Source organism: Hymenobacter sp. M1-2, from assembly GCF_057808495.1.
The window spans coordinates 1-767 of sequence record NZ_JBTYZO010000065.1 but is presented as its reverse complement, the minus strand read 5'-3'; the positions used below and the strand labels follow the sequence as shown (position 1 = coordinate 767).

At 72.5% G+C, this 767-nt stretch carries 1 protein-coding gene; it reads left to right on the top strand.

Annotated elements, in window-relative coordinates; all coding sequences use genetic code 11:
• Positions 1-767: RICIN domain-containing protein (locus tag ACYSMN_RS25510; protein ID WP_488926756.1), on the top strand; the 767-nt coding region annotated here is incomplete at both ends.

The window sequence follows — 767 nt, the reverse complement described above, 5'->3', positions numbered from 1 at the left end:
GCCTCTTCCACGCAAGTAAACCTGCGCTGGCTGAACGCCAACACGGCCGCCAGCGCGACGAGCATCCTGGTCGAGCGCTCGGCCGACGGCGGCACCACGTTTAGCCAACTGCTCGCGCGCCCGGCCACGGCCACCACCGCCGTCGATACGACGGCGCAGCCTGGCACGAGCTACTCCTACCGGGTGCGGGCCAACCGCTGCCAGCCTGCCCCCTGCCAACAGTCCGCCTACTCCAACGGGGTGAGCGTGCGCCCGCCGGTGGTCGTAGCGGGGGCGTACGAGCTGGTGGCGCGGCACTCGGGCCTGGCCCTGGACGTGGAGCAGAGCGGCACGGCCGACGGCACTTCCGTGCGCCAGTGGACGCCGAACCAGAGCGGGGCCCAGCAGTGGCAGGTGCAGCCCGTGGCCGGGGCGGTGGACACGTACACGCTCACGGCCCAGTGTTCGGGCAAGCGCTTGGCGGTGGACCAGAACGCGGCCACCAACGGCGGCTACACGGATGCCACGCAGAACGGGGTGCGCGTGTTCCAGTACGGGCAGGACGCGGCGGAGAACCGGCAGTGGCGCCTGGCACCGGTGGTGGGGGCACCAGCGGGGACGTACACGCTCACCAGCGTCTACTCGGGCAAGCGCCTGGCCGTGACGGGCGCCAGCCAGCAGCGCGGCACGGGCGCGGTGCAGCAGACGGCCAGCAGCGGGCTCCACCAGCAGTGGACCCTGACCCCCGTCACGGCTACTAGTGCCCGCTCGGCCAGCACCGCCAGCAG